The following is an 8,664-nucleotide window of genomic DNA, read 5'->3' as shown; positions in this document are numbered from 1 at the left end:
TTCATTATATACTAGGTATGACATTTTAACTTGGCTGTACTATGACATTATCACGTTGGTGGGACATTATTGTACTGTTTAACAGTTAAAATTATTTGACCAAACCATCAAAATATGTTATTATTTTAATATAATCGGCTATTGAAAACATTTCAATCAAGCTTAAACTAATTTAAAAAATATGGAAATGGACATGAGAAATCCGGAACGTAAAGGTCCTCCGCCTTTGCCCGAGCAAATAAAAAATAGTCAAATATTGTCAGAAGAAGAAGCGGATAATAAAGATGGCATGCCTGTTAAGGTGGAATATGGAGAAGAAGGAAAGCCCGAAGAGATCAAATCGCCGGTAGTAAAAGAAGGCACTCCTCCTCTATACCGTAAAGTGGACGACGAGGATATTGTGAGCGAAGAAGAAGATAAAAGAGCCGCCTGACATCATACATTTATCAAAAATATTTTTGCTTGCTTCTTTTAGCATGAGGATCATTTTTGTGACGTCACGGAAATAATTATTAGTATCAGCCGAATCCGAAGCATAATATTTGCCATCTTTAGCCATAAATTTCAGTTTGTGACATTTTGTCACGACCTGGCTTCTTTCTTTTTTCAATCTTTGTTTCAATTTTCTCCAATAAGCCCCCGCATCAACACTGCCAGTTAAAACCATAACAACATCCACCACCGAAAAATACCATATCAGGATCCTTATAATGTTCTACTTCTTGTGATACTAAATCTTTAATTTGGATTTTGGGATGTTCGCCATTTGTTGTTTCAGCCATATGATTTTTATTTATTGGTATTATAGTATCATATTTTTGAATATTGTAAAATACAATTTATGCAAGATTTTTTATATAAAGTTCAATTCCATACTCATTCAAACAAAAAATGTGGCTAATTTAAGCCACGAATTTTTTGCAGGCATACAGGGACAGCTACCGAACTTTTTTTGCTAGTTTTAGTGAAGAATTTTTGGAAATGTGCTAATTGTATATAATCTTCCTTTTTGCAAATACCCAAATTGAAAATAGGAAAAGAAATACGCCCAAGATAATATATGCATTTTGAAATTCTAAATATTTACTGACAAGCCCCACACCGAAAGTACACAAAACTGCAAAAACCTCTAAAACTAAAGTTTTAATTGATATCACAGTTGCCCGACTATTGCTTTTTATTTCTCTTTGCATTTTTGCCTCTAATAATACATCGGCTGGAATTACCACCACCGCAGAGATAACAAGCAAGGCTACCATAACAAAGCTAGGTTTTAAACCAATTAATAATAACATTATTGAAGCTAAAAGCGGTGATAAATATATAATTGATTTAATGCTTTTAAACTTGTAAGCCAACCAACCAGCCAAAGCAGCTAAACCAGAGCCGGCAAAACTTATAAAACCAAATAAAAACAACGGGATTTCAGCTAGTTTGTAATACAATTGATCAAATTCTTCCAAATTACCAAAAACTGAAATGGATATTAAGTAAATAAAAAAATATCTTAATAATTTATTTGATTTTACTTCTTGAAAAGCAATCTTTATATATTCTAAATACTTTGTCTCTTTGGTTGATTCTTGCTTGGGAGGATCAACTAAAAGTATGGCAAAAAATGACGATAATAATATTGGAAGTATGCTAGCCAACAATACTAAATCCAAGTTGTAACTTGCAATAAGACCACCTAGTAGTGAAGAAACACCTATCGCTAAGGTGAGATATACTTTTTTTCTGCCTAGTATTTTTTCATAATCTTTTTGCCTTTTAAATTTTACTAAAGAATCGTATAAAAAAGCCTCTTCCGTTCCCGATCTCATGGTCGAGCCAATTGTCCAAAACAAGAAACCAAGGGCATAAAGATAAAAATTACCATCCGCAAAAAACCAGCTAGCAAAACAGAGACTTTTGATTAACGGGGAAATTACCAATAAATTGCGACGGCTCCAATAATCTGCTAAAGCACCTGATGGCACCTCTAAAAGTATGGTAGTTGAACTCCACCACATTAACAACAATGATATTTGAAAAATTGATAATCCTTTTAAATTAAAGAGGACATTGTAAACCGCGTACGCAAAAACAAAATCATAAAAAAAGGTGGTTAAATAAAAGTTGCGTAAAAAGGATTTAAAATTCATATACAATTACTTAACACCATTATCCTTTGGTAAATCCACAATCGGACAATCAGCTCTTATCCAATCTTTAATGATTTTTTCTAATTTAGTTCTTCTTTCAAGTAAAAAACTATAAAACAAATCATTAATATTTTTCTTTGTCCCCTGGTTATAAAAATTTAAACCTTTCATTGCTAGCTTAATTTTCTTTTCCGGCAAGGAATTAATTTTTTCAATTGCCTTCTTGAATATTTCCCAACGATTTATGCTATTTCTTAAATAATCTAATAATTTGCCGTCTCCTATGCACCAACCAGTATCTCTTGGGTCATTAATATCAAATGATTCCCCCCAAGCACCAAGGGAAAGTTTGGGGTTATCGCGAAATCCCGGGCCCAAAACTTGGTAATCAATGGATATTAAATTTTTATCTTCATCCACCAAAAAATCTTCATCTTTATTGTCATAATTACCAATCCATAGGTTAAAAACAAAACTAAAAATAGCTTCATCTTTGTTTATAATATCACTACTTTCAAATGTTTCAAAAGAATTTGATGACAGATATTGAGTAAGGGAAACTCCTTTTAACTTCGTTAAAAAAACATTATTATTTATGCGATCATGTTTAATTGTATTGGGGTCAAAATTTGAAAGCTTGTTCAGTTGTATGGTCTTAAATTTTAGGCTTTTTAAACCTATAACTTTTGCCAAACGAAAACCGAATATTGCACGGTGTTCTAAATCTTGAAAATCAACATTACAAATATAATGTTTTCCTTTATCATAAAAATCCTCTATTTTATATGAAAGCGGACGGAAAATTTTACCAACCCACAAGCTTTTATTAAGATTCCTTCGTAATTTTAAATTAGTATTAAAGGATTCATTGCCTGGGGTTAGTTCTTCAATAAAAGTGTAGTTAAACAGATATTTTTTTAATTTATCAATCATAAAATTAAGTTTAGCCTATATTATAATCAATAAAATTAGCAATAGTTTTTTTGATATTATCAATTTCTGGAAAATGTATTAAATCCCTCAAATCATGCTCCACCCCATATAAAGCCAACCTTTTATCCATATTTTTAAAACCAAAAAGTTCTGGATAAAATTCCTTAAACCAATGTAAAAGATTCATATAATCTTCCGGTTTACAATATTTTTCTGATTCTTCGGACATGTATTTATGTGGAATATCTACCATTCTTTGAATGATATCTAAAGCATAATCTATGGAAAATAATTCTGTCCTTTCTAAATCAAGTAAGCCTACAATTTTATTGTCTTTAACCAAAACATTGTCAAAATGAGCATCATAATATGTTAAAGCTATCTTTTGTTCTTTTAAAACATGTTTATTATTCTCAACGAAATTATTTATAGCTTGAATAAAATCAGAAGGAATCAATTTTTTATTAGATACCTCTTTTAATGATTTTTTAATTTTAGAAATTATTATATCTTGCCAGTCTATATTTTTATCTATCTTGAATTTATTGACAAACTCATCACAAGAAGCATTATTTATTTTCTTCAAAATATTGCATAATTGTTTTACTATATCTCGTCTTTCCTCATTATTCATTAAATGCCAAACTGAATAGAGATTATCACCCTGAATTTTATGATAAATTAAATAATGGCTATCACAAATACTTTTAGTATTATCGTAAGCAATAACTTTAGGCACAGGAATTATATTCTCAAAAAAATTAAATAAAAAAACCTCTTTAGCGATATATGGTTCGTTTTCTAAGTCCCCACAAATTTTTAAGATGTATTTATCATCAATTGAATAAATTTTATTAGAGAATCCTATTTCTATTTTTTCAATTGTTTGTAAGTCTCCTAAATTATTGCTTTTAAAAATTTGTTTAATCAACTCATTAATCATAATTTATTGTCTTGTTATTAAAATTAACATCCATTTGTATTCCTCCCTTATTACCAATTAAAATATAACTGTCATCATCAATAAAAATAGCCTGATCATCAGTTAAAGCCATAATCGGTTCTTGTTCAGTTTTGTAAAATTCCTCAACAGCCTCTTTTTCAGTTTCGTCATAATGTGGGAAAAAATGGAATGGAATAATATTAAATCCAGAAATATCTTTAAGGCCGATTTCATTATCATCGCCGTCTTTACCTACATTGGCTGTTTTAATATTCTTAGCCATAATAATACTACCAGCACTAACTCCAATATACAATTTATCTTTTTTAATCGCTTTTAATAATATATTATCTACACCAGTTTTTCTTATGCGGTCTAGAATATAAAAAGTATTGCCACCACAAACATAATACATATCAAATTCAGCTAAATCATTAAAATTGTCATCCTTAGATATATTCATGCTAATAGTCGTCATGCCTAAATCTCTTAATTCTTTTAGTGACTGGTCAATATATATCCTTTCTTCGGCAGTTTGGCCAGTAATAATAACGCCAACAGTTTTACTTTTAAATTCACTTATTTGAGATGTAGCAAAATCTCTAATTATTTTATTTTCTAATCCAGCGGATGTTAACAATAATTTCATAATTTTTTTCTAAAAATAATTCTTAAAACGACATAAAATAAGAAACTCCAGAAAAAACCATTAAATATTACCGAGGTGTTGCCGTAATTAGATGTTTTACAAATACGACGGTTGCAATATGTACCTGAATTACCGTAACGACAATCTTTGTGGGCGCTAAATGGAAAACCGGTGCTGAATTTCGAAATATTATCATAAACACATACTAACCTTGAGTCAGATAAGCTGGTTGCGTCAACAGATTTTTTACCAAGAGTACGACCAATTAAGTCTACCCTCAATATAAAAGCTAGACCAAAACCCAAAGCCAAACTTATAATAATTATCAATATGTAATATTTTGTTTTCATATATAAAAAATCATTATCCAAAAATACCACTTAAAATTAATTTTAAAATATAAAGTGGATAGCCAAAAAAAGTACAAAACAAAACAACTGCTAAAACAGGAAATAATATAAACAAAATTTTTCTTTTATTTATTTTTGTGTCAGCCGTAATAAACCCCGTCAAAAAAGCAAGGCCAAAATTTATTAGGTGCGACGGCCAGGAAAACGGAATCAAAACAAATAAACCTACACCAAAAGCATTGCCTGTTAGCACGCTCAAGATAATAAGGGCAACGGTTAATAATAAAATAAACTCAAAATAATACAAACAGTATTTAAACCCTATTTTATATCTATTTGGTATTGTAATTTTTTTCATCATAATTATTTTAAAACATCCATAACCGCTTTTCTGTACTGACAATATTCACACTCCGTATTGGCTGGCGGTAATTTATCACTGCTCAAGCATTTGTGAGCGTCGGTAATTGCTTTATCTACCCAGCTATCATCGCCCTCGTAAGCAATAAGAGTAATATCAAACTCAAGCTTGGCGTCAAAAGCTTCTCTATCTGTTTGGCCATTACAATAAACAAAATATCCAGTATTTGATACTTTATATCCATTTTGTCTTAAAAGCCATTGATAAACTTCCATTTGCCTTTTATACCCATCTTGCCAGTCTTTGTTTAATTCAGTAATTTCCTCGCTTTTAGCGGTTGATTTGTAATCAACGACAATATATTCATCTTTTGAATTAATCCATAGATCATCAATGGCTCCGGATATAGTAAGGCCAGTTGGTTTATGAACACAGCGAATACCTTTAAAATTTTCCCGCCATTCGTTTAAATCATCATGAGTCACAGGTCGAGCGTCAACGCCATATTTTTCTTGCAATGGATGTTGCTGATTTTTAGTCCGATGAATATCAAATTCTTTTTTTAATAAAGCATCAACAGCAGAGTTTAGAGCAAAAGGAAATCCGGGCGGACGAGCCACGCCAAGACGGTTATCAATATAGAAACAACGAGGACAACTCATGAATAAATCAATCTTTGAGCGGGATAGTTTCCAGTTATTACCGCCAAAATTCCAGTTTGGATTGCGGTGGGGTTTGTAGTATTGGGACATAAAAATATATTATTATAACTCTACTTTATACTAAGTTTCTGTTTAATTTCCCTTAAGTATGCAGTAGATTTTTGTTTTAACAAGCCCATATTATCACTTGCCAACCTTTCAAAATTTTCAAAATCCTGCAACGCATCTCCTAAATTGTTCCTTTTAAAATAACTTAAAAAACCAATCCAAAAATATAATTGTGCTTTTGGATTCACGCCTGATAAAAGATTTGTATTGAATTTTCTCACCTCATCTAAAGTAATAAATTCCGTTGTATAGCTTTGATTTTTTATTTTTTGACAAATTTTCAATGCGTTTTGATAATCTTCTTTCCAAAAAAATAAAAATGCTTTACTATATCTCCATTCAAGCGTAATTTTTGCATACCGCTCAGCCCTACCAATACTTTTCATTGCTTCATCCACATCGCGATCAATTAAAAAATCAACCGTTGCTTTAAATAACCATGCTCCATAGTTGTTGTCGTTTTCCACTATAGATTCTTGCAAAAATTTTTTCGCTTCAATTATTTTGTTATTTTCAAAGTACCACTTTGCTATCCATAATTTTTCATCAGATATCAAGAGAGGAATACGATTTCGTATATCTTGCAAGTGTGGTGGCAGTGGTCTAAAAGCATTAAACTGGCCTTTTAAGCCATTATGTAGTTTTAAGGCTAATTGCGGATCGTGAGAAACAAACGCTGCGATTCCAATAATATATTTTGCGGCTAAATGAACGATTGTCGCAGATGCCTCAAATCCCTTAAAACTCCTTTTTTCTAAAAAATTCACCTCTCGAGGCAATACTTTTGAAAAATCAATTGAGATTGTTTGACTTAAACTCTGTGGAATGGGTTTATGAACAACATACCCTTGAAAATTTATGAAATATTTTTCACCTTCATCGCCGTCTGGTCTTTTTTTAACATCACCCCAAACATAAAAATGGGCTTTAATTTTTTTATTTATAGATTCCAATTTTGAGCGTGGATTGTTAGCTTCTTTTACTTGGTTTGAAAAATGATTTTTTAAAAAAATGACATTTGAAAAATTTAAAATTTCTTCCTGCTGTAAGTCTTTTTTCAATTTAGAAATAAAATCTGCTTTTAATTTCTGACGCTCTTTTTCATTTTCAGAATAAATCGCAATTACAATACCCACCTTATTTTTTTTATTTCTCGGCAAGTGAAATTTATTAAACGCCCAATATCCAATCCACAAAATCAACAACATCGGGTAAAGAAATGGTCTTATCTTGAATCCAACAAAATTTGCGAAATCAACAACTAAACTATCCATGGCAACAAATGTCCCAAGTATGACAAACAAGCCCAAAATAAGGGTTTTTATTTGTGGCATTTTTTCTTCTGCAATATATAGTAGTTTTTCTAAATCCATGTTTTATTTCTTATTCAACCGCCTTGCTTTTTGCGGAATTACATAAACATTTTTTATAAGATTTTCAACAATATCCATAGCGATATCAAGCTCATCATCACTTGCGGCGATAGTTTCGTGTGCTGAGTTATTGCCCAAAAGTCTTGTACTATGTAAAGTTTCTGCACTATCTTTTGTTAGCACGCCTTTAATAACTAAATCATCAATCTTGTTTTTTAGATTACCGCCTTGTGCTTCTTTTTCTCTACATACAGATTCAACTAAGGCTCTTATTCCTATCCCAGCAAGAATACTTAGCCGACCACACAAAGCCCCGTGAGTTTCTTTATAAATTTTCAAAACCTCATCGGGCAACAAATACATATCCTTTACCTGCTTTCTACCAGCGATTCGGCTCGGGTACAGTTTAATATCCTCGTCGTAATCCGTCTCGCCAGTTTCTGGATCATAACTCATATCCTCAGTACAAGAAGAGGTTGTACGAAAAGAAACCTCTTTGCAACCCTGACAAATTATTATTTCATAATCACGCGAAACAGAAATTTCCTCTTCGGATTCCAAGACATTCACAGAAAATAAAACCTTATGGCAAGTCTCTCCGTCGCACTTTATACAAGCGAGATCGTATTCTTTGTCTTTAGTTTTGTCATTTTCAATCTTACGCATATTTATAAAATGTCGTTTATCAATTGGGATATTTTTTTCTCAAAAATATCGATTGTTTTCGCCGAAGCAATTACACACTCTTTTTCTTTTGATATTTCGGCAACTATTTCTTTTTGAACTTCAATCGGCGGAAGTGGCACGGTGATTGTCGCAAAATTTTTCTGGTATATCGCGGCGACACTTGTTGTTCCGCTCACTAGGGTTTTTATTTTTTGTTTGCCTTCTTCTGTATTAAGAAAGTAGTTAATATAATCAGGATCAGCTTCTTTTCTGAATCTAATCCTCAAAATATTGTTATTAAATAAATATTTGCCATTCTCGCCATGATAAACGGTGGATTTACCAACTAAATTTGGGGCATTTCTTGTGTTATAAATAAAATCTCCGTCGTTTAATGTATATTTTTCCAATTCCTCTTTGCTCGCTTCAACATGGACGACAGAATTTAATTCCAAATTGCCGTCTATTGAGATAT

11 protein-coding genes and 1 pseudogene are annotated in these 8,664 nt (G+C 31.4%); 1 reads left to right on the top strand and 11 read right to left on the bottom strand.

Annotated elements, in window-relative coordinates; genetic code table 11:
• Nucleotides 1–193 precede the first annotated feature (193 nt).
• Complete coding sequence (locus tag COU51_03810) at nt 194–433, top strand: hypothetical protein (GenBank protein ID PIR66475.1); 240 nt, start codon at nt 194–196, stop codon at nt 431–433.
• 84 nt (nt 434–517) lie between these two features.
• On the opposite strand, the pseudogene COU51_03805 reads toward COU51_03810, so the two are convergent.
• The 11 genes and pseudogenes from COU51_03805 to COU51_03755 form a co-directional block, all read right to left on the bottom strand.
• Nucleotides 518–694: pseudogene (locus COU51_03805) on the bottom strand (ATPase).
• A 292-nt stretch (nt 695–986) separates the two neighbouring features.
• Entirely contained in the window at nt 987–2,144 is a 1,158-nt protein-coding gene (locus tag COU51_03800; GenBank protein ID PIR66474.1) for a hypothetical protein, read from the bottom strand.
• 6 nt (nt 2,145–2,150) lie between these two features.
• Nucleotides 2,151–3,077, bottom strand: a complete 927-nt coding sequence (locus COU51_03795) for a hypothetical protein (protein ID PIR66473.1) — start codon at nt 3,075–3,077, stop codon at nt 2,151–2,153.
• A 10-nt stretch (nt 3,078–3,087) separates the two neighbouring features.
• On the bottom strand, nt 3,088–4,020 hold the full coding sequence (locus tag COU51_03790; GenBank protein PIR66472.1) for a hypothetical protein: 933 nt from the start codon (nt 4,018–4,020) through the stop codon (nt 3,088–3,090).
• Nucleotides 4,013–4,669 carry a hypothetical protein gene (locus tag COU51_03785; protein PIR66471.1) on the bottom strand — a complete coding sequence of 219 codons (657 nt, stop codon included), beginning with the start codon at nt 4,667–4,669 and terminating at the stop codon, nt 4,013–4,015. The genes COU51_03790 and COU51_03785 overlap by 8 nt, the downstream gene beginning before the upstream one ends.
• The gene (locus COU51_03780) at nt 4,666–5,040 is read right to left on the bottom strand and encodes a hypothetical protein (GenBank protein PIR66470.1); all 375 of its coding nucleotides are present in this window, start codon (nt 5,038–5,040) and stop codon (nt 4,666–4,668) included. The genes COU51_03785 and COU51_03780 overlap by 4 nt, the downstream gene beginning before the upstream one ends.
• Nucleotides 5,033–5,380, bottom strand: coding sequence for a hypothetical protein (locus tag COU51_03775; protein ID PIR66469.1), 348 nt, complete (start codon nt 5,378–5,380; stop codon nt 5,033–5,035). Before COU51_03775 ends, COU51_03780 begins: the two co-directional genes overlap by 8 nt.
• A 2-nt stretch (nt 5,381–5,382) precedes the next feature.
• The gene (locus COU51_03770; GenBank protein PIR66468.1) at nt 5,383–6,132 is read right to left on the bottom strand and encodes a hypothetical protein; all 750 of its coding nucleotides are present in this window, start codon (nt 6,130–6,132) and stop codon (nt 5,383–5,385) included.
• 20 nt (nt 6,133–6,152) lie between these two features.
• The gene (locus COU51_03765) at nt 6,153–7,523 is read right to left on the bottom strand and encodes a hypothetical protein (protein ID PIR66467.1); all 1,371 of its coding nucleotides are present in this window, start codon (nt 7,521–7,523) and stop codon (nt 6,153–6,155) included.
• A gap of 3 nt (nt 7,524–7,526) precedes the next feature.
• Entirely contained in the window at nt 7,527–8,189 is a 663-nt protein-coding gene (locus COU51_03760; protein ID PIR66466.1) for a hypothetical protein, read from the bottom strand.
• A 2-nt stretch (nt 8,190–8,191) separates the two neighbouring features.
• The gene (locus COU51_03755) at nt 8,192–8,662 is read right to left on the bottom strand and encodes a hypothetical protein (GenBank protein PIR66465.1); all 471 of its coding nucleotides are present in this window, start codon (nt 8,660–8,662) and stop codon (nt 8,192–8,194) included.
• Nucleotides 8,663–8,664: the final 2 nt, after the last annotated feature.

Source organism: Parcubacteria group bacterium CG10_big_fil_rev_8_21_14_0_10_36_14 (assembly GCA_002772895.1).
Taxonomy (GTDB): Bacteria; Patescibacteriota; Patescibacteriia.
The sequence above is the reverse complement of the archived record's forward strand: the minus strand, read 5'-3'. Positions and strand labels throughout refer to the sequence as shown.

Excerpts from the sequence above, each read along its gene's own strand:
- COU51_03760 (PIR66466.1), bottom strand. The coding sequence starts at position 8,189 with ATGCGTAAGATTGAAAATGACAAAACTAAAGACAAAGAATACGATCTC.
- COU51_03795 (PIR66473.1), bottom strand. The coding sequence starts at position 3,077 with ATGATTGATAAATTAAAAAAATATCTGTTTAACTACACTTTTATTGAA.
- COU51_03785 (PIR66471.1), bottom strand. The coding sequence starts at position 4,669 with ATGAAATTATTGTTAACATCCGCTGGATTAGAAAATAAAATAATTAGA.
- COU51_03775 (PIR66469.1), bottom strand. The coding sequence starts at position 5,380 with ATGATGAAAAAAATTACAATACCAAATAGATATAAAATAGGGTTTAAA.
- COU51_03810 (PIR66475.1), top strand. The coding sequence starts at position 194 with ATGAGAAATCCGGAACGTAAAGGTCCTCCGCCTTTGCCCGAGCAAATA.
- COU51_03800 (PIR66474.1), bottom strand. The coding sequence starts at position 2,144 with ATGAATTTTAAATCCTTTTTACGCAACTTTTATTTAACCACCTTTTTT.
- COU51_03790 (PIR66472.1), bottom strand. The coding sequence starts at position 4,020 with ATGATTAATGAGTTGATTAAACAAATTTTTAAAAGCAATAATTTAGGA.
- COU51_03770 (PIR66468.1), bottom strand. The coding sequence starts at position 6,132 with ATGTCCCAATACTACAAACCCCACCGCAATCCAAACTGGAATTTTGGC.
- COU51_03765 (PIR66467.1), bottom strand. The coding sequence starts at position 7,523 with ATGGATTTAGAAAAACTACTATATATTGCAGAAGAAAAAATGCCACAA.